The sequence below is a fragment of the Streptomyces sp. NPDC056580 genome, assembly GCF_042793175.1.
Taxonomy (GTDB): domain Bacteria; phylum Actinomycetota; class Actinomycetes; order Streptomycetales; family Streptomycetaceae; genus Streptomyces.
Genome location: NZ_JBHTVE010000006.1, coordinates 306,940 through 333,518 on the forward strand (window position 1 = coordinate 306,940; position 26,579 = coordinate 333,518).

Sequence of the window (26,579 nt, forward strand, 5' to 3'; positions counted from 1 at the left end):
ACGGCGCCGAGCGCCCCTCACCGGTCACCACCGGTGTCAGCCGTGTCTGAAAGGGACCCTGTGACCTCACGACCCGATGCCAAGACCTCGCTCGACCTGCTCCGTGCCGAGATCGAGCGCCGCAACCCGGCGGAGCCCGAGTTCCACCAGGCCGCGCGCGAGGTGCTGGAGACCCTCGCACCGGTGCTCACGGCGCGCCCCGAGTACGCCGAGCCGGGGCTCGTCGCGCGGCTGGTCGAGCCGGAGCGGCAGATCATGTTCCGGGTGCCGTGGCAGGACGACCGGGGACGGGTCCACGTCAACCGCGGCTTCCGGATCGAATACAACAGCGCCCTCGGTCCCTACAAGGGCGGCCTGCGCTTCCACCCGTCGGTGAACCTCGGCATCATCAAGTTCCTCGGCTTCGAGCAGATCTTCAAGAACGCGCTGACCGGGCTCGGCATCGGCGGCGGCAAGGGCGGCAGCGACTTCGACCCGCAGCGCCGCAGCGACGCCGAGGTCATGCGCTTCTGCCAGTCCTTCATGACCGAGCTGTACCGGCACATCGGCGAGTACACCGACATCCCGGCGGGCGACATCGGCGTCGGCGCCCGCGAGATCGGCTACCTCTTCGGCCAGTACCGGCGGATCACCAACCGCTGGGAGGGCGGCGTGCTCACCGGCAAGAGCGCCGGCTGGGGCGGCTCGCTGATCCGCCCGGAGGCGACCGGCTACGGCAACGTGCTGTTCGCCGAGGCCATGCTGCGCGCCCGCGGCGAGGACCTGGAGGGGCAGACGGCGGTCGTCTCCGGCTCCGGCAACGTCGCCATCTACACCATCCAGAAGCTGACCGCCCTCGGCGCCAACCCGGTGACCTGCTCCGACTCCAGCGGCTACGTCGTGGACGAGAAGGGCATCGACCTGGAACTGCTGCGCCAGATCAAGGAGGTCGAGCGCGGCCGGGTGAGCGCCTACGCCGAACGCCGGGGCGCCTCCGCGCGGTTCGTGCCCGGCGGGCGGGTCTGGGAGGTCCCGGCGGACGTCGCCCTGCCGTCGGCGACCCAGAACGAACTGAACGCCGTGGACGCCGACGCCCTCATCCGCAACGGTGTGAAGGCGGTCTCCGAGGGCGCGAACATGCCGACGACGCCGGAGGCCGTGCAGCTCTTCCAGCGGGCCGGCGTCGCCTTCGGCCCCGGCAAGGCGGCCAACGCCGGCGGGGTCGCGGTCAGCGCGCTGGAGATGACGCAGAACGCGTCGCGCACGTCGTGGAAGGCCGGCCAGGTCGAGGACGAGCTGGCCCGCATCATGACCGACATCCACACCACCTGCGCCGAGACCGCCGACCGCTACGGCGCCCCCGGCGACTACGTGACCGGCGCGAACATCGCCGGCTTCGAGCGGGTGGCGGACGCGATGCTCGCGCAGGGCGTCATCTGACACACCCGGCGGCACGGCGTCCCGGACCGGGGACGCCGGCCGGAGCGGCCCATGCCCGCTCCGGCCGGAGCGGGCGCGGGGGCGTGCGGCACGCGCACGTCACCTCGCGACCTCCGCCCAGATCACCTTGCCGGTGTCCGTCCAGCGCACCCCCCACCGGCTGGTGAGCCCGTGCACGACGTGCAGGCCGCGACCGCCGTCGGCGAGGAGGCCGCCCCGGTTCAGGCGGGGCCTGCCGTTGCCGGTGTCGCCCACCTCGCACAGCAGGCCGTTGCCGGCCCTGATCAGCCGTACCGTGACAGGGCCGGTGGCGAACCGCACCGCGTTCGTCACCAGCTCGCTGACCAGCAGCAGCGCGTTGTCCCGGGTGTCGTCCCTGGTGCGCCAGCGCCGCAGCAGCGCGGAGACCAGCGCGCGGGCCCGGGCGGGCGCGTCGTCACGGGCGGGCAGCCGCCAGGTCGCGGTGTCCTCCTTGCGGTAGCCGATCATGCGCGCGAGCAGCAGGGTCACGTCGTCGCGCTGGCGCCCGGGCGCCAGCGTGGAGACGACGCGCCGTGCGGCCTGCTGCAGGGTGTCCCAGGGGTGCACGGTGGCCACCGCCTCCGCCAGCCTGCCGATGCCCTCGTCGATCGGTACGGCCGGATCCTCTACCAGGCCGTCGGTGTAGAGGGCGAGCAGCGAGCCCGGGGGAGCGTCGAAGGTGTGCACGTGGAACGGCTCCCGCAGCGCGAACTCGGCGCCCAGCCCGGGATGCGGGCGGACCGCGAGCGGGGCCGCGCGCCCGTCCCTGGACACCAGGACCGGGGGGAGGTGGCCGGCGCTGGACAGGGACACCCGGTGGCTGACCGGGTCGTAGAGGGCGATGCAGCAGGTCGAACCGAGGGCGCTGTAGCCGGCCGCAAGTCCGGACTCCGAGTCGTCCAGCAGCGTCACCGTCTCGTCCAGGTGCTCCAGCACCTCGTCGGGCGCCAGCCCCGCGGACAGCAGCGCGCGCGCCTCCATGCTGAGCTGGCCCATGGTCGCCGCCGCTCCCAGGCCGTGCCCGACCACGTCGCCGACCACCAGCGCGGTACGGCCGTCCGGCAGCGGAAAGCTGTTCACCCAGTCGCCACCGACGCCCGCGCTGTCGGGCGTGGCGGGCTGGTAGACGCTGGCGATCTCGACGGTGTCACCGCCGGTCCGGGGCAGCAGCCTGCGCTGCAGCGCCAGCACCTGCGTGTGCTCGCGCTGGTGCTGACGGGCCAGGTCGACGTGGTGGGCGGTCCGGGCCACCAGTTCCTGCAGGTCGAAGAGCTCACTGTCGCGGAACGGGCAGTCCGCCCGCCGCCAGACCTCCGCCACGCCCAGCACGACGGGCGGCGAGCCGTCCAGGACCAGCGGTATGCACGCCACACCCGCCGACCGGTCCCCGGGAACCAGGGCGCGCATCGCCCGCGGAGTGCCGAGCACCCGCTCGACCGCCTCCCGGTCGGGCATGACGATGGCCTGCGGGGCGTCGTCCCGCCGCACCGCCTGCGCCAGCAGCCTGCTCGCGTCGCTCGGCAGATCCTTGCCCGGCGTCACATAGCCCTCCGGCCAGGCCCGGTCCGGCACCAGGGCCGCCCGCCGCAGCCGGATGCGCCCCCGGGCCTGCTCGGTGACCCCCTCGCCCGTCCACACCGCGAAGTCCAGGTCGACGGCGGCGACGTCTCCCCAGGCCAGCAGGGACTCCGCCAGCGACTGCGCGGTCTCGCCGATGTCCAGCGAGGTGCCGATCGCGGTCTCCGCGGCGTACAGGTGCAGCCGCGTGGCCATGGCGATCACGGAGACGGTCAGGCCTTCCTGCGGCACCGCGGCGGGCAGGATGCTCAGCGAGACCACCAGCTCCGAACCGTCGGCGCGCCGCAGCCGCTGGATCCGGGCGACGTGTGCCTCACCGGTCTCCAGCACCTGCCGCAACCGCCTGGTGACCGTGGGCACGTCGCCCGCGGGGAGCAGATCCACGAAGGGACTGCCCGGTCTCGCGTCGAGACCCGCGAACACGGGGGCGTCCAGGTTGCAGCGGGTGATCAGCAGGTCCCGGTCCAGCTTGATCGCGCCGAGGATCTGGTCCTGCGGCCCGGCCGCCGCGTCGTCGGTGACGCGCCCGTCGCCGGCCCGGTCGTCCCGCGTGCCGACCGGCCCGGCCGGCGCCGCGCCTCCACCGCGCGGGATGTACCGCCCGAGGGCGCTGCTGACCAGGTGGAACGGCGAAGGGGAGGGTGTGGAGTCCATGCGGCTCTCTCAGCAATCCCCGGCACGGCGCCGGGGCCGTACGCGGACCCGTGCGTCGGGGCCCCGAGATCCCTGACCGCACACCTCATTGAATAACAGCGGGGGTCGCTTCGCCCACATCAGCCGATCAGCCGCTGGGCGGATCGCGTGGTGAAGGGCTGCGCACGCCTTGGAATCGAGGTGTGTGGCGCGGGTGCGGCTGGGTAATCGACCCAACCGGAGCCAATGATTCCGCTTTGGATCCGCCGTAGAAAGATGCTGGAGGACAGACCGTGAGCAAGCTGATTCGGCGTTGTGCCGTCACGGGCGTTTCCGCTGCGGCCGCCGTGGGCGCTCTCATCACCACGGGCGGCCCCGCGAGCGCGGCCACGAATCCGCAGGCCTCGCCTGCGTCCGCCCCGGCGGCGGCCACCGCCCACCACCCGTCGCGGCAGGCCGCCGGACACCGGCAGCCCGACGCCTGGATCGCGGGCCAACTGGCACAGTTCTGCCCCGCTGCCGCCCACTCGCTCGCGATCTACGACCCGTGGGTCAAGGACCAGATCGCCCAGTTCAGCACCCCCGCGGGGAACTGACCGGCGCAGCGGCACCGAGGGCGCGCCGGGGGTGTGACCGCCGCGCGCGTCACGGCCCGACCGACGGGACGGCCGGTTCACCCCTGCGCCGAGCCGGTGCCACCGTATGGGCTCCCGGCGGGCGGGCACACGCCAGGGAGCGGAAACCGCCGCGGTGTCGCACGGGGAGCGTCACGGTGATCCATGCGCGTGGGTCGACGGACGACGCCTCTGACTGGGCATGGCTGCTGGGCGTCCTGGCCGCCTACTTCGCCATGAGCTACCTCCTGGAGTACCGGGCACGGCGCAGACGCGGCTCCCCGGACGCCGCCCGTCGGGCGCTGCGCGATATCGGCGACAGGCAGCCGGCGCAGCCGCCCCGGCAGCACTTCGCGAGCCGCCTGGTCATGCTGGGCGGAGCCCTGGCGGTCGCGGGGGCCGCGATCGTCACGCCGGGGCCGTTCCGCCTGGTCGTCACGGTGCTCACGGGACTGCTCGCCGTGGGCGCCTGGGCCTTCTTCGACCACCGCACCGAGGTCCGCGAGTCGCGGCGGACGTCCTCCTGAACGGCCAGCACGGCGGTCGGCAGGCCGGGGCGTACCCCGCGCCGACCGCCGTTCGGACAGACGGCCGGGCCACGCCGCCACACCGCGTGGGCCGCGCCCGCGGACCCCGCCGAGCCCTCAGACTCCCGGGTCGTCTTCCACGGGACCCGGGCGACGGCCGCGCGCCGCTTCCAGCTGCGCGGCGAAGGAGAGCCCGAGGAACAGGGCGATGGAGGTCAGATACGCCCACAGCAGCAGGGACATGAACGCGCTCAGCGGGCCGTAGACGGTGTCGAAGGAGCCGCTGAGGTTCAGGTACAGACTCAGCAGCCAGGTCAGCGTCGTCCACAGCACCAGGTAGACGGCGGCGCCGAAGGCCAGCCAGGTGTAGCCGGGCTGGCGGCGGCGCGGCGAGCGGCGGAAGACGCTGCTCGCGGAGATGAGTGCGAGCAGCAGCCCGAAGGGCCAGCGCAGTACGTCCCAGGCCGTCCGCGCGCTGGAGTCGAGGTGGTAGACGGTCACCGCCGCCGAGGCGAGATCGTCCCCGGCGACCATCACGACGAACCCCAGGCCGAGCGGCAGCCCCGCGCCGACCGCCATGAGCAGCCCGCGCAGGTACTTCAGGTGGAAGGGCCGGTCCCGTTCGTTGCCGTAGATCCGGTTGGCGCCCCGCTCGATCTGGCACATCGCGGTCGTTACGTTGACCAGGGAGAAGGCCGCGCAGAGCCACAGGGCGACGGCGGCGCCGTCACCCGCGGTGCGCCGGCCGCGGGCGAGCGCGTCGTCGACGACGCCGGCGCTCGGCCCACGGGCGATCCGGTGGACCGTCAGTTCCGCCAGCCGTCCCACGGCCTCCGTGTGCAGGACGCTCGAGAGCCCCACGAAGGCGATGGTCAGGGGTACGAGAGCCAGTACCGTCTGCAGGGCGAGGGCACGCGAGTGGCTGAAGCCGTCGGCGTACCGGAAGCGCACGAAGGCGTCCCGCAGCAGCGACCAGCCGCCGTAGCGGCGCAGTGCCGCCCATGCCTCGTCACCGGACAGTTCCTCCCCGCTCATGTCCCGCGTCTCGGGAACCTTCGTGGCGGTGCCCATTCACCTCTCCTCGCGGCCCGGCCGGGCGGTGAGCGCCCGGGCGGCGATGCGTGGGTGACCGGCTGCGCCGGCGCCCGCCTCGCACGCGGCGCCCGCCACTGTCTCAGGCATGTGCTGTCCCCATTCCTCGTCGGCCGCCGACGGCGGCCCTGTCCGTCTACCCGCAACCGGAGCCGCCCCAGCCCGAGTTCGCGAGGCGGCCCGGTGAACCCGCCGCGGACCCGCACCGGGCACGGAGCCACCGGACCCGGGCCGCTCGCCGCACAACTACCGTGCTCCGCATGACAGTCACCGGGATGGACATCACGGCGGACCTGATCCGCGACCTGCTGCGCGAGCAGCACCCCGACCTGGCGGACCGCCCCCTGAGACTCGGGGCGCTCGGCTGGGACAACCAGGTGTGGCGGCTCGGCGACGACCTGGCCGTCCGGGTGCCCTGGGCGACCCGGTCAGCGGACGCCCTGCTGCGCAAGGAACACGCCTGGCTGCCCGGCCTCGCCGCGCACCTGCCGCTGCCCATCCCCGTCCCGCAGCGCCTCGGTGAGCCCTCCGAACGGTTCCCGCGGCCCTGGCTCGTCACCACCTGGGTGCCGGGCGAACCCGCCGACCTCGCACCCGCGACGCGCCCCGCGCAGGCGGCCGCCACCCTCGCCGCCTTCCTGACCGCTCTGCACCGTCCCGCCCCCGAAGCGGCGCCAGCGGGCCGGGACCGCGGTGGCCCGCTGGCCGACACCGCCGGGCACTTCACCCGAGCGCTGGACTCGGCCGTCGAGTCGGGCCTGGTCCGCGACCCGGAGGCCGTCCGCGCGGTCTGGGCGGACGCGGCCGCCGCGCCCGGCTGGACGGGCCCGCGACTGTGGTTGCACGGGGACCTGCACCCGGCCAACATCGTCACCGCGAACGGCGACTTCTCCGGCGTGATCGACTTCGGAGACCTCTTCGCCGGCGACCCGGCCTGCGATCTCGCCGCCGCCTGGATCCTGCTGCCGGACGGCGCCGCCGACCTCTTCCACGAGACCTACCGGCCGCGCCCGGACGCGGCGACCCTGCGCCGCGCCCGCGGCTGGGCGGTGCTGCGCGCCCTCGCCGGCATCCACATCGCAGACGCCGGCGTCCACGGCCGCCCCGGAGGCAAGCCCACCTGGGGCCCACCGGCGCACGCCGCACTCCGGCGCCTCACCGCGTCCGTGCACGGTTGACGCGGCCGCCGGGCCGCAGTGCTTGCCCGACTTGGAAGGGATGTCGGCCGGTTCGGGCACCCCGTCTTGTCAATGCTTTGACAACTCGTTCCTTGGGTGTTCAACCGGCCGTCCCCGTCCGGGCTGTGTGCCGTCCGTAAGGTCCCTGAGCGTTGCGGAAGAAGGGACTCATGGACGCACTCCTCGCAGTCCGGGCTCGCGGGATCACCAAGTGTTTCGGCGACGTCGTCGCGCTCGACGGCGTCGACCTGGATGTGACGCGAGGTCAGATCCATGGTCTGGTCGGACCGAACGGCGCCGGGAAGACGACCCTGCTCGGCCTCCTGCTCGGTCTGGCCGCCGCCGACGGCGGCCGTCTCGAGATCCTGGGCACACCGGTCGGACGGGCGCTCACCGCCCCGGACGGGGTCGCGGGCTTCGTGGACGGGCCCGGCCTCTACCCCTCGCTCACCGCCAGGCAGAACCTCGCCGCGCTGGCCGCTCTGCGCGGAACCGGCGCACGGGCGACGGGCATCGACGACGCGCTCGACCAGGTCGGGCTCACCGATGTCGCCGACGACCGGGTGCGCGGGTTCTCCCTCGGCATGCGCCAGCGGCTCGGGCTCGCGGCCGCCCTGCTCACCCAGCCCCGTCTGCTCGTGCTCGACGAACCCGCCAACGGCCTCGACCCGGCAGGCAAGAGGCACGTCCACGGGGTCCTCACCCGCCTCGTGGCGGACGGGACCAGCGTGGTGCTCTCCAGCCACCGCATGGACGACCTCGAAGCGCTGTGCTCCGAGGTGACGATCATCGCCACCGGACGGGTCGTCTTCTCCGGCCCGCTGGACAAGCTGGCCGCCGAGAAACGCGAACTCGACTACCGGCTGCTGACCTCCGACCCCGCTGCCGCCCGCCGCCTGGCCGCCGGCGCCCAGGGGATCCGCGTCATCGACGACACCACGACGCGGTACGGCGTCGAAGTCCTCGTCGTACGCGCGCTGGTGTCCGCCCTCGACGCACTGGTGGCGGAACTCGTGCGGGCCGGTGTCGCCCCGCGCGAGATCACCCCCGTGGTCTCACCGCTCGAAGCCGCGTTCCTCGCCCTGACCGAGCAGCACGCGCGGGAGGCGGCCCGGTGACCGCGACCCTCGTAGCCGGCGCCGACGTGCGGCCCAGCCCGGTTCCGCTGCTGCGCGGCTACCGGTTCGAACTGGTGAAACTGGTCTCGCAGTGGCGGATGCGCCTGCTGGTCGCCGCCTGCTGGATCGCGCCGGCGCTCTTCGTGGCGGCGGTGAGCCGGCAGAGCACCCTGCCAGTCGACACCCTCTTCGGCCGCTGGATGCACGCCACGGGCTGGGCCGGACCGCTGGTGGTGCTGGGCTTCGCGGGCACCTGGGCGCTGCCGTTGCTCACCTCGGTCGTGGCCGGTGACGTGTTCGCGGCCGAGGACCGCCTGGGCACCTGGCGCCATCTGCTGGTGGCGGTGCGCTCCCCGCGACGCATCTTCGCGGCGAAGGCACTGGCCGCCCTCACCGTCATCCTGCTGCTGGTGACCGGTCTGGCCTGTTCCAGCGCGGCCGGCGGGGTTGCGGCGGTCGGCGACCGACCGCTGGTCGGCCTCGACGGCCACCTGCTGTCCCCGGCGGACGCCGCCGGCCGGGTCCTGCTCGCCTGGCTGTGCGTGCTCGCCCCGACGCTGGCACTCGCCGCGATCGGACTGCTGGGCTCCGTCACGCTGGGGCGGTCCCCGACGGGACTGCTGCTGCCCGCGCTGTTCGCGCTCACCATGCAGCTCGCCCAGATGCTGCCGCTCCCCGTCGCCGTCCGGCTCGCCCTGCCCGGCTACGCCTTCATCGCCTGGAACGGCCTGTTCACCAACCCGGCGCAGCTCGAACCGTTGCTGATCGCGATCGCGGTCAGCCTGGTCTGGGCCGTGGTCGCGACGGCGCTGGCCTGCCTGCTGTTCGTGCGCCGCGACTTCACCAACGCCGCCTACGACGGATCGGGGCGCCGTGCTCTGACCGCGGGCGTGCTGCCGCCGGCCGGACTGGTCGCCGCGACCGTCGTGGTCGTCGCCACCACGACCACGGCCACCGGCTCCGGGATCGAGCAGGACAAGGTGCAGCGCTCCCTCGCCACGGAGTTCGCGCACCTCTACCGGCTGCAGACCGGGCAGCTGCACCGCCCCGACGTCACCGAGGCGCAGTTGAGGACGGCCGCGACGTGCGACAAGGGGAGCGTCCGGGTCGCCGCCGAGGGCCCGGGCAACGACTGGCGCTGCGTCGTCTCGTGGCGTCTGCCCGGCGTCGAGGCCACCGGCTCGGCCGTCTACCAGCTCGACATCACCGCGGACGGGCGGTTCGTCGCCGACGGCGACGGGCCGAAGGAAGTGAACGGCTACTTCCTGGTGCGCACCCCGACCGGAGACGCACCGAACCCGCTCTGGCAGTTCGACGGCAGCGTCGATCTGCTCTCCACCCCGAAGGGATGAACCCATGCAGGTAACACGCCACCGCAGGCGTGTCCAGAAGAACGGTGTCGCTCTCCTCGGCAGACGCGTCGGCCGCAGGACCCTGCTGACCGCCGGCATCACCGCCGTCGCCGTCACCGCCGCGGGCACCGCCTTCGCCCAGACGCACCAGTTCGGCACCGACCAGGTCGGCCAGGTCACCGACCGGGGCCAGGTCGTCTCCAGCGACCAGTACATCGCGCCGTACGGCGAGCGCCTCGTCATCGACAACGGCAAGATCATGTCGTCCTCGGTGAGCCCGGACGGCACCCACCTCGCCGCCTCGGTCACCGACGGCGGCTCCGCACTGTCCATCGTGGACCTGAAGAAGTGGACGGTGCAGCAACTCGTCGGCAGCGCCGCCTCCTCCACCCCGCGCCTGGGCAGCAACGAGGTGGGCCAGGAGGGCCCCGCGTACTCGCCCGACGGCTCGCAGCTCTGGCTCGGCCAGACCGACGGCTACACCAGGTTCACCGTCAGCCCGGACGGCAGCGTCGGCGACCCGGTGACGGTGAAGATCCCGGCGGACGGGACCAAGCACGCGCTGGTCGGCGAGGCGGTGTTCTCGCCCGACGGCTCGACCGTGTACTCCGCGGTCAACGGCCAGAACCGGGTGGTCGCCCTGGACGCGGCGACCGGGGCCGTCCGCCGCAGCTGGGCCGTCGGCAACGCCCCGCGCGACCTGGTCCGGGTCGGCGACAAGCTGTACGTCAGCAACGAGGGCGGGCGCCCGGCGAAGCCCGGGGACACCACGCTCAACTCCTACGACACCCAGGTGCCGGCCGACCCCAGGACGGGTGCCACCACCACCGGCACGGTCGGCGTCATCGACCTGGCGCACCCGGACGCCGCCCCGGCGAGCATCGACGTCGGCCTGCACCCGACCGCCCTGTACGCCAAGCGCGGGGCGCTGTTCGTCACCAACACCGCCACCGACGACGTGTCGGTCATCGACACCCGCCGCGACAAGGTCGTGCAGACCATCGCGACCCAGCCCTGGCCCGAGGCCTCCGTGGGCTACGAGCCCGACGCGGTGACGCTCACCGACGACGGCCACCTGCTGGTGACGCTCGGCCGCGCCAACGCGGTCGCCGTCTACCGTTACACCACCCCCCAGGAGCCGGTCAGTTACGTCGGTCTCCTGCCCACGGACTACTTCCCGGCGGAAATCGCCACCGTCGGCGACCAGGTGCTGGTGTCCAACACGCGTGGTGTCGACGCCCGCCGTCCCACCAGCAGCGCCGGGCACGCCACCCACGACACGACGTCGAGCCTCACGCGGTTCGAGCTGCCCGACGACAGTGTCATCAGGTCCCGGACCCCCGAGGTCTTCCGGCAGAACGGCTGGAGCCGCGGCTCGGTGCAGTTCGCCAAGGGCAAGGGCCGCCAGAAGCCGGTGCCGGTCCCGCAGCGGCTCGGCGACCCCTCGACGATCAAGCACGTGTTCCTGATAGTCAAGGAGAACCGGACCTACGACCAGCTCTTCGGCGACCTCCCGCAGGGCGACGGCGACCCGTCGCTGGCCCAGTTCGGCGAGAACGTCACCCCCAACCAGCACGCGCTGGCACGGCAGTTCGGACTGTACGACAACGCGTACGACATCGGCACCAACTCCGCCGAGGGCCACAACTGGCTGATGCAGGCCGACAATCCGGAGTACACGGAGTCCTCGGCCGGTGAGTACAAGCGCAGTTACGACACCGAGGACGACGCCCTCGGCCACCAGCGGACCGGGTTCATCTGGTCCGGCGCCCAGGCGGCGGGCAGGAGCGTGCGGGACTTCGGCGAGTTCCAGCAGTTCCTGTCGAAGCCGGCGGACGCGAGCTGGCAGAACCTGTACTGCGACGCCAGGAACATGGACGCCACCGGGCAGGACACCGCGTACACCCTCAACTCGTCCTCGCCGATCCCGTCGCTCAACGACGTGTCCGCGCACGGCTTCGCGAAGTTCGACACCAGCGTGCCGGACATCTACCGGCAGCAGATCTGGAAGCGGGACTTCGAGAAGAACGGGCCGGCGGACCTCAACATGTTCTGGCTCTCTAGCGACCACACCGGTGGCCCGGCGAACGCGGCCGCCCAGGTCGCCGACAACGACCTCGCCACCGGCCGGATCGTCGACGAGATCTCGCACAGCCGGTACTGGAAGGACTCGGCGATCTTCGTCGTCGAGGACGACTCCCAGGCCGGCCTCGACCACGTCGACGGCCACCGTGCCCCGATCCAGATCATCAGCCCCTGGGCCCGGCACGGCGCGGTCGACAGCCGCTACTACTCCCAGATCACGGTCATCCGGACCATCGAGCAGATCCTCGGGATCCACCCGATGAACCAGAAGGACAGCGCGGCCACCCCGATGCGGGGCGCCTTCACCAGGAAGGCGGACCTCACGCCGTTCACCGCGCTGCCCAACCGGACCTCCCTGACCGGCGGCCTGAAGACCCCGCCCGCCTGCGGCACGGACACACCGGCGCCGCAGGACCCCGCCGCGGCCCCCGCGCCGTCGGCGAAGGTCCCCGCGGACAAGCGGTCGCTCGCCGCGCACTGGGACCGCTGGAAGTCCAAGCAGCGCCTGACCGGACCCAACGCGGTGCCGGACTACGCGAACCCCGCCCAGATGAACCACTTCACCTGGTACGAGACGCACAACTGGAAGAAGCCGTACCCCGGCGAGAGCAAGATCTTCGAGCCGGACGACGTGCCGGGCGCCTACATCCCGTCGGCGGAGTCCGACGGCTGACACCCACTCCCGGCACGAAGGGGCCCCTGTCCGGCTGCGCGCCGGGCGGGGGCTCCGCCGTCCTGTGGACCGCACGGAGCCTGGGGCCTGGGGCCGGGAGCGTCACCCGGGCCGCGGACGCGGCGAGCCCAGCAGGACGTTCGGAGAACGTCGCGGTCGCCGTCGCGCTGCACGCCACCGCCGTGCTGACGGGAGCGGGGATCACGCGGGAACCGGCACGCGGCGACCGCGGCCGGGCGCACCCCGTGACCCGGAGGCCCGGGTCACGGGAACAGCCCTGGGGCGTGTCATGAGGCGGAGAGGGCAGAGCGTGTCCCGGACGGTGCCGGCGATCCGCTGCGTTCAAGCCGACCGGCGGTCGCGCAGCTTGCCGAGGAGCCGCTGGGCCTGTGCCCGGCGCCGCGGATCGGCCGCGGTGCGCCGTACCTGCTCGATCGTGCGCTGACCCTGCGGGCTCCTCGCGAACTGCTTGAGCCGTTGGAGAACTCCCGACATGTCACTCCCTTCGCCAGGGGGCCTCGTCCTCGGCGGCCCCGTGCGGTTACGGCTACCCGGCGCCCGGCCGTCCAGTACCGCTCGGCGAGGGCCGGCGCGAGCAGCCCGGCAGACCGTCGCACGGGGGACAGCCCCCGGTCGCACAGGGGGGACACCTTGCGCGCGGAGGGTGGCTGGCAGGCTTCTTGGGGCCGTACCGCCGCCAGGAGACTTCCGGACATGACGACTTCTCCCGCTGTCTCCCTGACGTCCCGGTCCCACCCCGCCGCCCCGGAGCGGACCGGTGCCGGCGGCGGCAGCGACTTCGCACGGCTCTCCCAGCGGATAGCCGCCGCCGGCCTGATGCGTCGCCGCCCCGGCTACTACGCCGCACGCATCGGCCTGGTGACAGCCTCGTACGCGGCCGGCTGGGGGTGTTTCCTCGCCCTGGGCGACACCTGGTGGCAGCTGGCCGTCGCCGCCTTCCTGGCCTTCGTGTTCGGGCAGGTGGCCCTGCTCGCACACGACCTGGCACACCGGCAGGTCTTCCGGCGGCGCTGGCCCAGCGAGACCATGGGCAGGCTGTTCGGGAACCTGGGCGTGGGCATGAGCTACGGCTGGTGGATGAACAAGCACACCCGCCACCACGCCAACCCCAACCACGAGGACCTCGACCCCGACGTCGCACCCGACATCCTGGTCTGGTCCACCGGACAGGCGCGCGCCAGCCGTGGCGTGGCCCGTCTGATCGGTGGCCACCAGGCCCTGCTCTTCTTCCCGCTGCTGACCCTCGAGGGCTTCAACCTGCACGTCGCGAGCCTGCGGGCGCTGCGCTCGCCGTACATGAGGGAGCGAGCCCTTGAGGCCGCCCTGCTCCTGCTGCACATCGCGGGCGTGCTGTCCGCCCTGTTCCTGGTCCTCCCGCCGGGCAAGGCGGTGGCGTTCCTGGCGCTGAACCAGTGCCTGTTCGGCGTCTACCTCGGCTGCACCTTCGCCCCGAACCACAAGGGCAGGCCCACCTTCACCGGTGACGAACGGCCCGACTTCCTGCGGCGCCAGGTCCTCACCTCCCGCAACGTGCGCGGCGGCCCGTTCACCGACGTGCTGCTCGGCGGCCTCAACTACCAGATCGAGCACCACCTGTTCCCGAGCATGCCCACGCCCCACCTGCGCCGCGCCCAGACCGTCGTCCGGGAGTACTGCGCGGAGATCGGCGTGCCCTACCACGAGACCGGCCTGATCCGCTCCTACCGCGAGGCCCTGACCCACCTGCACCGGGTGGGAGAGCCGATCAGGCGGCAGCGGGCAGCACACTGACCCTCGCCACCGCGGCAGGCGTCCTGACCGGCCGCGGCCCCGCGGGCCGGTCAGGAAAGGATCTCGACGTAACCGCCGGCCCCGTGCACACGGATCCGCTGCCCGTCCCTGATCAGCCGGGTGGCCCGCTCCACACCCACCACGGCGGGCAGGCCGTACTCCCGGGCGATCACCGCGCCATGCGTCATCAGGCCGCCCACCTCGGTCACCAAGCCCGCGATGCCGACGAACAGGGGCGAGAAACTGGGGTCCGTGTAGGCCGTGACCAGGATGTCACCCGCTTCGAGATCGGCGTCGGCGATGTCGAGGACGACGCGGGCCCTGCCCTCCACGGTCCCGGCGGACACCGGCAGGCCGATCAGGGCACCGGCCGGCGCGTCGTCGCGGTGGTAGGCCCCGTTGAGGCACTCGCCGTCCGACGTCAGCACCCGGGGCGGCGTCAGTGCCAGGTACGACCGGAACTCCTCCTTGCGCCGCTGGATGAGCCGGTGATCCGCCCGGTTCGAGCGCACGACGTCCTGGAACTCCTGGAACGTGAGGTGGAAGACGTCCTCCCGCTCGCGCAGCACACCGGCCCGCACCAGGCGTCCGGCCTCCTCCAGCAAGGCCTGTTTGTAGACGAAGTAGCGGCTGACGATGCCGTACTTCGGGTACTCCCGGTACCCGATGAAGGTCCGCACCCGGTCGATCATCCGTTTGGTCTCGTCGGCCTTCCGCTCCCCGTCCGGCAGGTCCCGCAGGCGGGACAGCACCTCCTGCTCCTTCTTCCGCGCCTCCAGACGCCCCTGCTCGAAGCGCCGTGCCGCGGCACCCGGCTCGAAGTTCCTGACGTTGTCCAGGATCACGGGCACCAGTGCGGAGGGGCGCTCGCGCCAGCGCGGCCTCGTGATGTCGATCTCGCCGACGCAGCGCATGCCGTACCGGTCGAGGTAGCCCTCGATGGCGTCGCGTGCCTCGGTTCCGCCCGGGAGCCGCGGCAGCTCCTCCAGGAAGTTCTCGTCGCCGACGCCGCGCAGGTAGGCGACCACCTCCGCGTGCGGGCGGATGGCGTCCGCCACGTCGAGCAGCGCCAGGCCCATCTCCGAAGTGACGTTGCCGGGAGCCGACAGCGTGAGCGTGTCGGCCGCGTTCCTCTCGGCGAGCCACTCGTACAGCTTGTCGTTCAGCCACCACGTGGCCTCCATCCCGGCCATGATCGCCTGGATGTTCAGCGGATCACCGAGGATCCGCTTGTGCTCCTCGAAGGCCTCCAGCAGGAAGTCGAACAGCGCCGGCCCGCTCTTCCCCTCGATGCCGCGCCGCAGGGCGGCGACGGACTCCTCGCTGCGCTCGATCAGCTTGGTGACGACGGCCGGATCGGTGTCGACCGGGGCGGGGGCGGCGCCGGCCGGCGTCCTGCCGGGACCCGGGTCCGGGAGCGAGGGGACGAAGCCGTCGCGGGCCAGCAGCGTCTCCAGCGCGTCCCTGGTCAGCGGATCGGACCTGCCCACGGTGTCCAGAAGGGCGGCGCGGCCCGCGGGCGAGGCCAGACGCCGGGTGGCGTCGACGAACAGCCTCCCGCCGGCCACCGGCATCTCCACCATGGCCGTGAGCTGCCACATGGACAGTCCCAGCGGCTTCATGGGGTCGGTCATCATCTGCTGGTGACCGACGGAGAGGTACACGTGATTCTCCCGGTCAGCTGTCTCCGGGACGGGGAACAGCGTGGTGATCGGCCGGCTCTGCACGATCTGGAAGTCATCGTCGTCCAGGCACCATTCGATGTCCTGCGGTCGCCCGAAGTGCGCCTCGATCCGCCGCCCGAGCCGCACGAGCCGGAGGACCTGAGCATGCGTCAGCGCCGGCCGCTGCTGCCGCCGCGGGTCGACCACCACGAACCGCGTACCGCCACCCGGCAGGGCTTCAACGGCGCGCCGCTTGGCGGAGATCGCCTCGGCGACGACCTCGCCGTCCCGCACCCTGAAGACGTCCGGGTTCACCAGGCCGGAGACCAGCGCCTCGCCGAGCCCGAAACCGGCGTCCACGGTGGCGACCTTCCGGTCGCCCGACACCGGGTCGGCGGTGAACAGGACGCCGGACGCCTGCGGGAAGACCATGCGCTGCACCACCACGGCCATGTGCACCGCACGGTCGTCGATGCCGTTGCGGCGGCGGTAGCCGACGGCCCGTTCGGTGAACAGCGAGGCCCAGCACCGGCTGACGTGCCGAAGGACCGCCGCGGGTCCCACGACGTTCAGGTAGGTGTCCTGCTGGCCGGCGAAGGAGGCCGTCGGCAGGTCCTCCGCCGTCGCGCTGGAGCGGACGGCGTAGGCGGCCTGCTCGCCGTGACGCACGAGCGCCCGGGTGATCTCCGCCGCGAGATCGCCGGGGACGGTGACCTCCTCGACGGCCCGGCGGATCCGCGCGCTGAGCGTCCGGATCCCCTCCCGGTCGTCCGGGTCCAGGCGCGACAGCCGTTCGAGGTGGGCCTCGACGTCCGGCGTCTCCGCCATGACGCGCCGGAAGGCGTCCGTCGTCACACAGAAGCCGGCCGGCACGCGGAGGCCCGTGATGCGCGACAGTCCGCCCAGGTTCGCGGCCTTGCCGCCGACCGCGCCGGCCTGCCCCTCGTCGACCTCTTGAAGATCCAGCACGTACTGCTCGGTCATCGCCTCTCCCGCTACGGCCTTGACGTCGCCTCACCCCCGTGCATCGGCCACGACACATACGTCGCGTCCCGTTTCCGCAGGTGGTGGGCTCGGCCGACGATTGTGCGCCAGCCCCGGGGCCTTGCCGCAAGCCCCCCAGTGCGCTATAAGTTGAGAGAGGCAAGGAGAGACGACTCCTTGCCTTCGTCTTTTGCCGAGCGCCGAGCGCCGAGCGCCGCACCGGGCCGCGTGTCCGGGAGACGAGCGTGTCGCGGACACGAACCGTGGTGGCGTCATCGGCCGGCCGGCTGCGGCTGCCGCCCATCAGCCGGATCCCCCTGCCGTCCATCTCGTGGACCCGGTCATCGACATCGGGCGCGCCGTCGTCCTGTCGTGGGGTGTGGTTCGGGTTCAAGCACGCACACCGGCATCAGGTACTTCATCGTTCCGCTCCGTTCGCCGTTCTTCGGGTCCGTCAGGGTCGTCACTCGGATGACGAACGGGCATGCCGCGGATGATTTCCGGGGGACCCATGTGCAACGGCACCCTGCCGTCCGGCCCGGCGCCGTTGCGTCCACAATGGCCGTATGGCACTCGTCTTCCCGCCGGGCAGGCGGAACGAGCTGAAGGAGCGGCGGTCGGCTCCGGTCCTGCCGGGCGACGAGGACGACGGGGCGCCGTCGAACAGGACGACGGTGGGCCCGGAAGGCGGCACCGCGCTGGTCCGGATGCCCGGCCGGAGGACTCCGTGATGTTCCGACCACTGGAAGGATCCGAAGAGATCATGCACGTCATCGCGGCCCGCGGCCGGACGGAAGTGCCCGGATGACCGGCGCCGACGAACCCGTCCTGTTCCGCACCACCGGCCGGGCCGCCCACATCGTCCTCAACCGGCCGGGGGCCATCAACGCCCTCAACCACGACATGGTCCGCCGCATCGACGAGGCGCTCAGGCGCTGGGAGCGCGACCCGGCCGTGGAGACCGTGGTCGTCACCGGCGCGGGGGAGCGCGGGCTGTGCGCGGGCGGCGACATACGCGCCGTCCACGACGACGCCCGGGACGGCGACGGCGCCGCCTCGGCCGCGTTCTGGCGCGACGAGTACCGCCTCAACGCCCTGATCGCCCGCTACGGCAAGCCCTACGTGGCGGTCATGGACGGCATCGTCATGGGCGGCGGGGTCGGGCTTTCCGCGCACGGCAGCGTCCGCGTCGTCACCGAACGCTCGCGGGTCGCGATGCCGGAGACCGGGATCGGCTTCGTCCCTGATGTCGGCGGCACCTATCTGCTCGGCCGGGCGCCGGGCGAGCTGGGCACCCACCTCGCGCTGACCGGCGCCGTCATCGGTGCGGGCGACGCCCTGCACTGCGGTCTCGCCGACCACTGCGTTCCGAGCGGAGAGCTGCCCCGGTTCCTCGACGACCTCGCCGGCATGCCCGCAGGGGAGGCGGTCAGCCGCCACGCGCGGCCCGCGCACGAGGGCGAGCTGGCCGGCCGGCGGGAGTGGATCGACTCCTGCTACGCCGCCGGCACGGTGGAGGAGATCGTCGAGCGGTTGCTGGCGCACGGGGACCCGGCCGCCAAGGAAGCCGCCGAGACCCTGCTCGCCAGGTCGCCCACCGCGCTCAAGGTCACGCTGGCCGCCCTGCGCCGCGCCCGGCGCCTGGGCCCGCTGGAACGGGTCCTCGACCAGGAGTACCGCGTCTCCTGCGCGGCACTGAGCACCGCCGACCTGGTGGAGGGCATCCGCGCCCAGGTCGTCGACAAGGACCGTGATCCGCGCTGGTCGCCGGGTGCCCTGTCCGAGGTGGGCGACGCCGACGTCGAACGCTTCTTCGCCCCGCTCGGCGAGCACGAACTCGGACTCGCCGGGCCTGCCGCCACGGCGCGCACGGCGCGGTGAGCCGGCCCCGGCCCGGCCGGCCGGGCCGCGCTAGCGCTCCCGGCCCTCGGCGCGCGCCTGCTTGAAGGCGTCGGAAATGGTCTCGGCGGCGCCGGAGAGGGCGCCCTTGGTCATGCCCTGTGCGCCGGACTCCGTGAGCTTTCCCTTCAGCTCCGTGAGTCCGGCCGGCTTGCGCGGCCCCGATTCCAGGTCGAGCCGGTTGCACGCCTCGGCGAAGCGGAGGTAGGTGTCGACGCTCGCGACCACGATCCGTATGTCGATCTTGAGTATCTCGATGCCGACGAGGGAGACCCGCACGAACGCGTCGATCACCAGCCCGCGGTCGAGAATGAGTTCCAGAACGTCGTACAGGCCGCTGGAACCGCCCCCGCCGCCCTGCTGTGTCGCCACGGTCATTGCGACCAACCCCTCATCGTCTGGTTTCGGCCTTGTCCGCGGAGCCTGTCGGGCTCGTCTGTCGTCGGCCGGCAGCGCGGCCCGGACCTCAATCTGCGACTGCCCCCACCACCTGCGGCGAAACACCAGTACGAGTCCGCTCGCCGTGACGGCAGGCAGCCGGCAGTCCGACGGGCCGGTTCCAAGCCTGACACCCTCGAACCGACCAAGATGACCTGCCGGCCACCCTCGTCCAGGCCCACCTGGCCCCCTGTGACGGGTCCCGCACACACGGTGCGCGAGGACGGACGAGGGCAATGGGCTCCTGGCATGTGGCCGACTGTTGTACAGCGCTCGCGACAGCCGGCACGGCTGATCGTCCGGTGCTTCGAATGCCCCGGAGTCGTCTGTCAGTCCGCCGCTGGCGAAGCTCCTCGGCCAGGGGCTTCCGTACCTCGCCGTTGCCATCGCCAGCCGGACCGGCCCCTGCACCGTCACCGCCCATTCGGCTTTGCCGCACCATGCGTTGACGACATGATCCGCGCTGACTTCGGGCACGGGGGCGTTCACGTTGAAGAACGACGACTGCGGGTCAGGTGGGTGGCCTGGACGAACGGTCATGCCCCTTTGGTCTCAGGCGGGGTCAACAGAAGGGCGCGCCTGCGCTGTTGGCCCAGAAGGACAGGAAGGACCATGTCTGAGCTCCGACGCGCCCGTCAGGGGGGATCTCGGCGCATCGCTGGAAGTCCCTGGTCGCGGTCTGGGTGTCGCTACCGAACTGGCCGTCCTCGCCCAGGTTGGCGCCAATAGCGTTATTCAGGTAGCACTGCACTTGCTGGACTGCCGGCCCAGAGGACCCACGTTGGAGGTTCGGTCGTTTCTTGGTGTAGTTGCAGACGTCGTCCGGTCCGGGGCCGTCCTTGCGAACTGTCGCACCCCACGGCTTCTCTGCGTGAACGACTGTGCCGGACACGGCAGGTCCCGTGTCGTGAGAGGCCCCGGCGGCTGGACCTACTGTCAGGGCGACTGAGAAAGTAAGGGCCGCGGCGACGGTGTACCCGCGTCGCATCCTCATCACCCCCTCCGTAGAAGGTGCGTGCCCTTTCTTTCATGCTGCGCTTGCAGGTCGTGGGCTGCATCTGGGGGAGTGGCGGGGCGCGTGGCGGTTATACGGTCACTCGTGGCACGGTTTCCTCAACGACCCCTGCGGACCTTGGTGCGTGGCAGGAACGGGCGGTGACGTACGAGCGCCCCGCTTTTACATCCTGCAGGTAGCCGAGTACATCCTGCAGGTAGCCGAGCCCGCCGGGGCGCATGATCCGGCACCCGACGACTACGGCGTACCCGTCCCGGTGGCCGCCCGTCACCGGGCCGAGCCGTTCGGGCGGCCCGTTCACGACGGCCCTTACGCCGCGGCCGCCGCCCTGGTGCACACCCTGGCCCGCTACCGCTGGCTGGAGCGAATCAATCCGGCCGTCGCGCAGGCCCGCCCCTCCCCGCGCCTCCCCCACGGCACCGCGGCGCCGCAATAGGCTGAACACGACCGCCCCGCCACGGCCCCGGTACCAGACGCACGACGACCTGCCTCGCCATTTCCGCGGAAGGGACGCGATCCGCATGAGTTCACCACCGTTGCCCGGGGTTCTCGGTGACATCGCACCGATCCTCGACCACTGGGGCTACTGGGCCGTGGGCGGCGTGATCTTCGTGGAGGACTTCGGCGTGCCCGCGCCTGGCGAGACGATCCTCATCGCCGCCGCGGTGTACGCGGGGGCCGGGCAGCTCAACATCTTCGCCGTCATCGCCATCGGCGTCTTCGCCGCCGTCCTCGGCGACAACGTCGGCTACCTCATCGGCCGCACCGGAGGGCACGCCCTGGTGCAGCGCTACGGCAAGTACGTCTTCCTGCCGCCCGAACGGTACGAGAAGGCCGAGAAGTTCTTCACCCGCCACGGCGGGAAGGTCGTCACCGTCGCACGGTTCATCGAGGGGCTGCGCCAGCTCAACGGCATCATCGCGGGCGCCGCCGAGATGCCCTGGCCCCGGTTCGTCGCCTTCAACACGCTCGGGGCCCTGCTGTGGGTCGGTCTGTGGGCGGGCGTCGGGTACTACGCCGGCGACCACATCACGACCATCTACACCGAGGTCAACCGCTACTCGACCTACGTCCTCATCGCCCTGGGCGTGCTGGTCGTCGCGTTCGTCGTCCGCGCCGTGGTGCGCCGTCGCCGCCGGACGGCGGACTGACCCCTCGCGGTACGCGGAACGCCGGTGCCGTCCCGACGAGGAGTGTACGTTCGTACAGTTCGTACATTCGAGTGCATACTGAGACGCGCATGCCGACGGACTACTTCGCGCAGGACCCGCGCACGAACCTGGAACGCATGGAAGCGGGCGATCTCCACATCGCCGACGATCCCGAGATCGCTCATCGCCGGCAGCGGGCCGTGCGCCTGGCCGCCCGCTACCAGGCCGCCTACGCGGAGGACGCCGACGCCGCGCAGGCGCTGCTGCGCGAACTGCTCGGATTCCTGGGCGAGCAGCCCATCTGCGGCCGCCGGTCCACGTCGACTACGGCAGCAACATCAGCGTCGGGGCGCGCACCTTCGTCAACTACAACCTCACGGCGCTGGACGTCGCGGCCATCACGATCGGCGAGGACTGCCAGATCGGCCCGGGCGTCCAGCTGCTGACTCCGACCCACCCGCTGGAGCCGCGGCCACGGCGGGACAATGGCACTTCGACGCCGGCACCGCCCGGCAACTCGACGCGCTCATCGAGGGGCTGACCCTGCACCGCGTACTCTCGCGTCAGCCGCACGACCACGCGCTGACGCTCGAAGCGATCGACCGCATCGCCACACGCGGGGAGCGCGCCCGCTGACCGTCCGCGTGGCACCCACCTGACCGGCGCCGCACGGGCTCACCCGCCGGCGCCATTCGCCGGGCACGGGCGGCACCTACGAGTGGGGACGTACGAGTGGGGACGTACGAGTGGGGGTGGTCCCGGATTCCGGGACCACCCCCACTCGCGGGTATCTCAGGCCGGTCAGGGCCGGCCGGTGTCCTTGAGCGAGTCCTTGGCCTCGCGGGCGTTGCCCGCGGCCTCGGCCGCGTGGCCCTTGGCGACCAGCTTCTCGTTACCGGTGGCTCGTCCGACTGCCTGGGCGGCCTTGCCGACGGCCCGCTCGGCCTTGGCCCGTGCCTTCTCACTGGCGGTCATGCTGCCCACCCTCCTCGGTTCCGGCGTGCGGTTCTGGCTGTGCGCATGGCCCCGTACGGCGCGGGCAAACCTATGGCCAGAGAATCGCGTCGGGTGATCGTCCATTCGGGTCCACCGAGTGTCGGACGGTGGACAGGGGGAATTGTGCGAGGCGTGCGCATGCCCTGCATCCGGTGAAAGTAACTTACGTTTTGTGGGCTTGTAGGGGCGGGATAAGGGCATCCGGTGGCCAGGAGGTTGATAACAATGGTTCCCCTGCTTCTGGTTCTTCTGCTGGCTCTGATCCTCTTCGGCGCGGGCTTCGCCCTGAAGGCGCTGTGGTGGATCGCGGTGATCGTGCTGGTCGTCTGGCTGCTGGGCTTCGTCGTCCGGTCCGCGGACGGTTCGGGGCGCAAGGGCCGCTGGTACCGCTGGTAGACGCAGTCCCTCGGATCGAGGAGCGCTGTCGGCAGCGCGGATGAACGTGGGGCCCGGCCGGGAACGGCCGGGCCCCACGCCGTGCGCGGGCCGCAACGCGCCGGGGCTGCGGGGAGGGATCGGGCGTATCGGGCGCTTCAGGGGGTACATGTCCCATGCACCGGCCCCGCAGTGGCAGCAGTGGAACCCTGCGCCTCCTATCCCTGCGGGGCCGGTGCGCCGCCTCGGCCGGGTCAGGCCTGCAGATAGGTCAGGACGGCCAGGACCCTGCGGTGGGTCGTGTCCGTCACCGTCAGGTCCAGCCTGGTGAGGATGTTGCCGATGTGCTCGCCGACCGCGGCCTCGGAGACCACCAGTTCACCGGCGATCGCCTTGTTGGACCTGCCCTCGGCGATCAGCGCCGGCACCTGGCGCTCGCGCGGGGTCTGCTGCTCCAGCGGATCCCGGCGGCGCCGCAGCAACTGGCGTACCCCCTCGGGGTCGACCACGGTCGCGCCCTCCGCCACCTTGCGCAGCGCCGCAGTGAACTCCTCGATGTGGCCGACCCGGTCCTTTGTGGCCGACCCGGTCCTTGAGGAGGTGGCCGACGCCCGATCCCTCGCCGGAGTCCAGCAGTTCGGCGGCGTAGGCCCGTTGCACGTACTGGCTGAGGACCAGAACGGGGAGCGCGGGGCGGGTCTCGCGCAGGCGCATGGCCGCGCGCAGGCCCCTCGTCCTGCCGCGGGGCCCCGCACGGGATTACGGGTGACGACTCCGCCGAGAGTGACCAGCGGGGCGTTCCCGGCCGCCAGCAGCACCACGCCGAGGCCCGCCACCAGCGCCTCGTACGTCTCCTCGCTGCTTGCCACCTCCGCGCCGATCAGTGCCGGTCTTCCGCCGCGGGCGTCGGTGGCGAGCCAGTAGTCCCGCAGCGGCCCGGCACTGTCGGGCATCGCCAGGAACGGCTCGCCCAGCAGGTCGGGGAAGTCGACGACCTCCTGGCCGGCGAGCGGTGGGCGTCGGGCAGGGCGACCAGGCGGGGTTCCTCGGCGACCACCACCCACCGGTAGCGGTCCGGGTCGGGCAGCGGTAACCAGACGAAGGACGCGTCGCACGTGCCGTCGGCGCCTGGCTCCAGTACGACGTCTCCGGCCGGAGTACGTAGCCGCGTACGGAGTTCACCGCGCACAACCCGCCCACCGGTCTGCCCACCGCGCTCACCACCGGCCAGCACCTCCACTGGTCCCGCTGCACCTCGCCCCCCACCGCGCGCACGGGCTACGACTGCGCCACCATGAAGGCCCCTCTCGACTACCGGAAACCGGACGGCAGGACGATCGACGTCGCCCTGATCCGCCGCAAGGCCACCGGATCGAACGCCCGGCGCACAGGCTCGCTCGTCCTCAACTTCGGCGGCCCCGGCGTGTCCGGGGTGAGCGGACTGCCCGAACGCCTCAGCCAGTACGAACCGCTCCTCGACCGCTACGACCTGGTCTCCTTCGACCCGCGCGGCGTCGGTGCGACCATTCCCGTGCGCTGTGGGAAGTCCGCGGACGACACCGGCTACGACGGGGCCGACGCCTGCGCCAAGCACTCCGGGACGCTCCTCCCGTACATCGGCACCTCGCACACCGCGCGCGACCTCGACCTGATGCGCTACCTCCTCGGCGACGAGCGGCTGCACTACTTCGGCGTCTCGTACGGAACGGCGCTCGGCGCGGTCTACGCCCACCTGTACCCGGCGCACGTCGGACGGCTCGTCCTCGAAGCGCCCGTCGATCCGACCGAGGACCTCGATGAGGAACAGGTGTCGCAGGTCAAGGCGGTCCAGGCGGCGTTCGACCGGTTCGCCGCGCACTGCGCAGCCCGTATCCGCCACTGCCCGACCGGCGACGGGCCCGAGGAGGCAGCGCGGCGCATGGCGCGTCTGGCCGACCGCCTGGAGAAGAAGCCCGCCCCGGCCGGCGCCGGAAGGAAAATCGACGCCGACGACCTCGCGTACGCCATCAGCGACCATCTCGACCTGGGCACGGACGGCTGGACGCCGCTCGCCAAGGCCCTCACCGCGCTGATCGACCACAATGACGGCCGTCCGCCGAGCAAGGGCGCGGACGACATCGGCTCCGCCGAACGCGCGGCGACACCCGCCCGGCAGGCCGTCGACGCGAGGGCGCCGGACCGTCAGATGTCGATGACGCGGTAGGCGATGGTGTAGACGCCACCGGACCCCTCGAGCGAGCGGTACTGGATCTCGGCGCCCGCCTCACTGCCCGTCACCAGCGTCGCACCCAGCTTGTCGTCGCCGCTCGTCGTGTCGTAGTCCCACAGCGTCATGGTGCGCGCCTGCTGCTTGCCGAGGACGAGGGCCGCGTTGCCGTTGCCATCGGTCATCGACCGGACGTAACCCGGGCCCATCGTCTGGTACTTGAGGCTCCCTGGCCACACCTTGACGGCGTTTCCGTTGGCGTCGGTGACCTTCAGGTAGGCCTCGTCGTGATCGCCCTCGCTCTGCTGGTGACAGGTCAGCTCCAGCAGTTCGATGCGGACGTAGTCGATCGGCTCGGCCTGGGCCGCCGCGGCGAATCCGGCGACGCTGCCCAGCGAGAGCAGAGCGGCCGTGGCCACTCGAGCGATTCCACGCATGGTTGGTTCCCCCTTGAACGGTGTGGTGGCCCGGCGTTGTCCTGCGAGGCCCGTGCCGTCCCCCGGCACGCATCCACCCTGCCCGCCGTCACCGCCTCGCATCTACGCGCGTCCCACTGAGCGGAACGCGGCCGGACGCCCTCACGGACGTACCTCGATCCCGGACCGGCCCAGTGCTCGGGTGACGGCGGCGGCTGCTTCGGCGACCCGGTCCGCCATCACCTCCAGCCGCTGGCCGGCCTCGACCATCACAGCCACCGCCCCCACCACGGCCCCCGCCGCGAGCCGCACCGGCAGCGCGGCGCAGCAGACCCCGGCCACCACATCCTCCCGGTCCAGGACGGCGCCGCTGCGCACCGGGCCTCGCAGCGCTTTGCCCAGCGCCGTGTCCAGCGAGAACGCCTCGCCGTTGCGGACCGGCACGAGTGGCTCCGTCCGGCCAGGCACCGAGCAGACTGTCAGAGCCCGTTCCTCGTGCATCACCGCCAGCACCGCACTGCCTCCGGTGGCGGCTCTCAGCCGGTGCAGCGGCAGGCGTCCCGCCATGCGCAGTCCCGGGTGCGGCTGCCATGCCTGGCCGAGCCGGTAGAGCTGTGCGCCCAGCCGGTAGCGCGCGCCACGGCGCTCCACGGCCCCCAGGGTCACCAACTGCTCCAGCAGTCGGTGAGCCGTGCTCTTGGGCACTCCGCAAGCGACCGCCAGTTCGGTCACCCCTGCCTCGTCGCCGCGCTGCCGCAGGGCTTCCAGCAGCGCGAACGCCCCCTCCAGGACTCCGCGTCCTCTGTCCGCCGTTCGTGTGCGTACGGCTGTGTCCATGGCATCCCCCCCCCGATGGCGTGTCCCGGTCGCGTCCCCCCACAACGGCGCGGCCCTCAACGTCCGGGACCATGTTCCCCGGACCGCTGTGCCGGGCGAAACCATTCCGGCGTGTCGCCCCGCACACACCTGGGATGCTCGAAGGCTGCTTCCGCGCCACCGCTCCCGTGACTGCTGAGAACGACGCCCAGGCCGCTGGGGCTTGCCTTTGGGGCAAGGTCAAGAGCAGCAAAGGATCCCGCCCACGCCCGACTGGTCGGTTGTGCGGACGGTGCCGGGCGGGGTCGGGGCCTTCGGCCGGAACCCGGCAGCGCCTGACGGCGGCACCACTCGGACACCCGGCGATGAGGATCTGCCGCGCCCGTGGACGGCGGATGAAGCGAGGCTGGGGCAGTGTCTGCTGCGCCCAGTCCAGCCCGCCTGCAGCTGCTCGGGGTCCAGCTTCGCCCGCCTGGTCTTGGTGTTCGACAGAAACACGCCCAGCTTCACCTCGGTCCCGTCCTCAAGCCGTTCCACA

22 protein-coding genes and 5 pseudogenes are annotated in these 26,579 nt (G+C 72.1%); 16 read left to right on the forward strand and 11 right to left on the reverse strand.

Annotated features, from left to right (window positions below; translation table 11 throughout):
- Positions 1-60: 60 nt before the first annotated feature.
- A complete protein-coding gene (gene gdhA / locus ACFQ9Z_RS15240; RefSeq protein ID WP_383016591.1) occupies positions 61-1,419 on the forward strand; it encodes an NADP-specific glutamate dehydrogenase in 1,359 nt (452 codons plus the stop codon).
- A 99-nt stretch (positions 1,420-1,518) separates the two neighbouring features.
- On the opposite strand, the gene ACFQ9Z_RS15245 is transcribed toward gdhA, so the two are convergent.
- Positions 1,519-3,672: a SpoIIE family protein phosphatase gene (locus ACFQ9Z_RS15245; RefSeq protein WP_383016594.1), complete on the reverse strand. Its 2,154-nt coding sequence runs from the start codon at positions 3,670-3,672 to the stop codon at positions 1,519-1,521.
- A gap of 272 nt (positions 3,673-3,944) precedes the next feature.
- Here ACFQ9Z_RS15245 and ACFQ9Z_RS15250 point away from each other — a divergent pair, with 272 nt between their 5' ends.
- Both ACFQ9Z_RS15250 and ACFQ9Z_RS15255 read left to right on the forward strand, forming a co-directional pair.
- Positions 3,945-4,247 (forward strand): hypothetical protein, encoded by a 303-nt coding sequence (locus ACFQ9Z_RS15250; protein WP_383016597.1) that lies wholly within the window; start codon positions 3,945-3,947, stop codon positions 4,245-4,247.
- A 176-nt stretch (positions 4,248-4,423) separates the two neighbouring features.
- Positions 4,424-4,792: a hypothetical protein gene (locus tag ACFQ9Z_RS15255; protein ID WP_383016600.1), complete on the forward strand. Its 369-nt coding sequence runs from the start codon at positions 4,424-4,426 to the stop codon at positions 4,790-4,792.
- Positions 4,793-4,909: 117 nt separating this feature from the next.
- On the opposite strand, the gene ACFQ9Z_RS15260 is transcribed toward ACFQ9Z_RS15255, so the two are convergent.
- Positions 4,910-5,863 carry a YihY/virulence factor BrkB family protein gene (locus ACFQ9Z_RS15260; RefSeq protein ID WP_383016603.1) on the reverse strand — a complete coding sequence of 318 codons (954 nt, stop codon included), beginning with the start codon at positions 5,861-5,863 and terminating at the stop codon, positions 4,910-4,912.
- Between the two features lie 281 nt (positions 5,864-6,144).
- Here ACFQ9Z_RS15260 and ACFQ9Z_RS15265 point away from each other — a divergent pair, with 281 nt between their 5' ends.
- From ACFQ9Z_RS15265 to ACFQ9Z_RS15280, 4 genes are all read left to right on the forward strand, one after another.
- Positions 6,145-7,062 (forward strand): phosphotransferase, encoded by a 918-nt coding sequence (locus tag ACFQ9Z_RS15265; protein WP_383016606.1) that lies wholly within the window; start codon positions 6,145-6,147, stop codon positions 7,060-7,062.
- A gap of 170 nt (positions 7,063-7,232) precedes the next feature.
- Positions 7,233-8,180: an ABC transporter ATP-binding protein gene (locus tag ACFQ9Z_RS15270; RefSeq protein WP_383016609.1), complete on the forward strand. Its 948-nt coding sequence runs from the start codon at positions 7,233-7,235 to the stop codon at positions 8,178-8,180.
- The gene (locus ACFQ9Z_RS15275; protein ID WP_383016612.1) at positions 8,177-9,532 is read left to right on the forward strand and encodes an ABC transporter permease; all 1,356 of its coding nucleotides are present in this window, start codon (positions 8,177-8,179) and stop codon (positions 9,530-9,532) included. Before ACFQ9Z_RS15270 ends, ACFQ9Z_RS15275 begins: the two co-directional genes overlap by 4 nt.
- Positions 9,533-9,536: 4 nt before the next feature.
- Positions 9,537-12,290: an alkaline phosphatase family protein gene (locus tag ACFQ9Z_RS15280; RefSeq protein WP_383016614.1), complete on the forward strand. Its 2,754-nt coding sequence runs from the start codon at positions 9,537-9,539 to the stop codon at positions 12,288-12,290.
- Positions 12,291-12,632: 342 nt separating this feature from the next.
- Here the strand turns inward: ACFQ9Z_RS15280 and ACFQ9Z_RS15285 are convergent, their stop codons facing one another.
- Complete coding sequence (locus ACFQ9Z_RS15285) at positions 12,633-12,785, reverse strand: hypothetical protein (protein ID WP_383016617.1); 153 nt, start codon at positions 12,783-12,785, stop codon at positions 12,633-12,635.
- Positions 12,786-13,004: 219 nt separating this feature from the next.
- On the opposite strand from ACFQ9Z_RS15285, the gene ACFQ9Z_RS15290 reads away from it, so the two are divergent.
- A complete protein-coding gene (locus ACFQ9Z_RS15290) occupies positions 13,005-14,081 on the forward strand; it encodes a fatty acid desaturase family protein (protein WP_383016620.1) in 1,077 nt (358 codons plus the stop codon).
- A 50-nt stretch (positions 14,082-14,131) separates the two neighbouring features.
- On the opposite strand, the gene rph is transcribed toward ACFQ9Z_RS15290, so the two are convergent.
- The gene (rph, locus tag ACFQ9Z_RS15295; protein ID WP_383016623.1) at positions 14,132-16,729 is read right to left on the reverse strand and encodes a rifamycin-inactivating phosphotransferase; all 2,598 of its coding nucleotides are present in this window, start codon (positions 16,727-16,729) and stop codon (positions 14,132-14,134) included.
- A gap of 566 nt (positions 16,730-17,295) precedes the next feature.
- On the opposite strand from rph, the gene ACFQ9Z_RS15300 reads away from it, so the two are divergent.
- Positions 17,296-17,460 (forward strand): DUF6191 domain-containing protein, encoded by a 165-nt coding sequence (locus tag ACFQ9Z_RS15300; RefSeq protein WP_383016626.1) that lies wholly within the window; start codon positions 17,296-17,298, stop codon positions 17,458-17,460.
- A gap of 73 nt (positions 17,461-17,533) precedes the next feature.
- The gene (locus ACFQ9Z_RS15305) at positions 17,534-18,610 is read left to right on the forward strand and encodes an enoyl-CoA hydratase/isomerase family protein (protein ID WP_383016629.1); all 1,077 of its coding nucleotides are present in this window, start codon (positions 17,534-17,536) and stop codon (positions 18,608-18,610) included.
- 30 nt (positions 18,611-18,640) lie between these two features.
- Here the strand turns inward: ACFQ9Z_RS15305 and ACFQ9Z_RS15310 are convergent, their stop codons facing one another.
- Both ACFQ9Z_RS15310 and ACFQ9Z_RS15315 read right to left on the reverse strand, forming a co-directional pair.
- The gene (locus ACFQ9Z_RS15310; protein ID WP_383016631.1) at positions 18,641-19,006 is read right to left on the reverse strand and encodes a gas vesicle structural protein GvpA; all 366 of its coding nucleotides are present in this window, start codon (positions 19,004-19,006) and stop codon (positions 18,641-18,643) included.
- A 622-nt stretch (positions 19,007-19,628) separates the two neighbouring features.
- Positions 19,629-20,060: a peptidoglycan-binding protein gene (locus ACFQ9Z_RS15315; RefSeq protein WP_383016634.1), complete on the reverse strand. Its 432-nt coding sequence runs from the start codon at positions 20,058-20,060 to the stop codon at positions 19,629-19,631.
- A 187-nt stretch (positions 20,061-20,247) separates the two neighbouring features.
- Here ACFQ9Z_RS15315 and ACFQ9Z_RS15320 point away from each other — a divergent pair.
- From ACFQ9Z_RS15320 to ACFQ9Z_RS15335, 4 genes and pseudogenes are all read left to right on the forward strand, one after another.
- Positions 20,248-20,472: pseudogene (locus tag ACFQ9Z_RS15320) on the forward strand (fic family toxin-antitoxin system, toxin component); the annotation flags it as partial.
- 130 nt (positions 20,473-20,602) lie between these two features.
- Positions 20,603-21,232 (forward strand): DedA family protein, encoded by a 630-nt coding sequence (locus ACFQ9Z_RS15325; protein WP_383016637.1) that lies wholly within the window; start codon positions 20,603-20,605, stop codon positions 21,230-21,232.
- An 89-nt stretch (positions 21,233-21,321) separates the two neighbouring features.
- Positions 21,322-21,716: pseudogene (locus ACFQ9Z_RS15330) on the forward strand (maltose acetyltransferase domain-containing protein); the annotation flags it as partial.
- Positions 21,716-21,868, forward strand: a pseudogene (locus tag ACFQ9Z_RS15335) (TetR family transcriptional regulator); the annotation flags it as partial. The pseudogenes ACFQ9Z_RS15330 and ACFQ9Z_RS15335, both read left to right, overlap by 1 nt.
- A gap of 165 nt (positions 21,869-22,033) precedes the next feature.
- Here the strand turns inward: ACFQ9Z_RS15335 and ACFQ9Z_RS15340 are convergent.
- On the reverse strand, positions 22,034-22,207 hold the full coding sequence (locus tag ACFQ9Z_RS15340) for a CsbD family protein (protein ID WP_383016640.1): 174 nt from the start codon (positions 22,205-22,207) through the stop codon (positions 22,034-22,036).
- Between the two features lie 246 nt (positions 22,208-22,453).
- On the opposite strand from ACFQ9Z_RS15340, the gene ACFQ9Z_RS15345 reads away from it, so the two are divergent.
- Complete coding sequence (locus tag ACFQ9Z_RS15345; protein WP_143634452.1) at positions 22,454-22,624, forward strand: DUF5670 family protein; 171 nt, start codon at positions 22,454-22,456, stop codon at positions 22,622-22,624.
- A gap of 233 nt (positions 22,625-22,857) precedes the next feature.
- Here ACFQ9Z_RS15345 and ACFQ9Z_RS15350 read toward each other — a convergent pair.
- Positions 22,858-23,332, reverse strand: a pseudogene (locus tag ACFQ9Z_RS15350) (LuxR C-terminal-related transcriptional regulator); the annotation flags it as partial.
- A gap of 92 nt (positions 23,333-23,424) precedes the next feature.
- Positions 23,425-23,556, reverse strand: a pseudogene (locus ACFQ9Z_RS15355) (LysR family transcriptional regulator); the annotation flags it as partial.
- Between the two features lie 341 nt (positions 23,557-23,897).
- Here ACFQ9Z_RS15355 and ACFQ9Z_RS15360 point away from each other — a divergent pair.
- Positions 23,898-24,806, forward strand: coding sequence for an alpha/beta fold hydrolase (locus tag ACFQ9Z_RS15360; protein ID WP_383016643.1), 909 nt, complete (start codon positions 23,898-23,900; stop codon positions 24,804-24,806).
- Here the strand turns inward: ACFQ9Z_RS15360 and ACFQ9Z_RS15365 are convergent.
- Together ACFQ9Z_RS15365 and ACFQ9Z_RS15370 are read right to left on the reverse strand one after the other, a co-directional pair.
- Positions 24,785-25,246, reverse strand: coding sequence for a hypothetical protein (locus ACFQ9Z_RS15365; protein ID WP_143634572.1), 462 nt, complete (start codon positions 25,244-25,246; stop codon positions 24,785-24,787). The two genes, ACFQ9Z_RS15360 and ACFQ9Z_RS15365, sit on opposite strands and share 22 nt — an antisense overlap.
- A 141-nt stretch (positions 25,247-25,387) precedes the next feature.
- Positions 25,388-26,062, reverse strand: coding sequence for a helix-turn-helix domain-containing protein (locus tag ACFQ9Z_RS15370; protein ID WP_383016646.1), 675 nt, complete (start codon positions 26,060-26,062; stop codon positions 25,388-25,390).
- Positions 26,063-26,579 lie beyond the last annotated feature (517 nt).